This window comes from Campylobacter sp. CH278 (genome assembly GCF_004378845.1).
GTDB classification, from domain to species: domain Bacteria; phylum Campylobacterota; class Campylobacteria; order Campylobacterales; family Campylobacteraceae; genus Campylobacter_D; species Campylobacter_D jejuni.
On record NZ_RYXZ01000032.1, the window covers coordinates 1 to 351 of the forward strand.

At 39.0% G+C, this 351-nt stretch carries 1 pseudogene; it reads left to right on the plus strand.

What is annotated here, in order from left to right:
• Nucleotides 1–351: pseudogene (locus ELQ04_RS08550) on the plus strand (flagellin); the annotation flags it as partial.

The following is a 351-nucleotide window of genomic DNA, read 5'->3' on the forward strand; positions in this document are numbered from 1 at the left end:
TTGATGCTAATATCGCTGATGCTATGGGATTTGGTTCTGCAAACAAAGGAGTTATTTTAGCTGGTTATTCTTCTGTTAGCGCTTATATGAGTAGCGCAGGAAGTGGATTTTCTTCAGGTTCAGGTTATTCTGTAGGTAGCGGTAAAAATTATTCTACAGGTTTTGCAAACGCTATAGCTATTTCAGCTGCTTCGCAACTTTCTGCGGTATATAATGTTTCTGCAGGCTCAGGTTTTTCAAGTGGTTCAACACTTTCTCAGTTTGCAACTATGAAAACAACTACTTTTGGAGTAAAAGATGAATCAGCAGGTGTTACTACACTTAAAGGCGCTATGGCAGTGATGGATATAG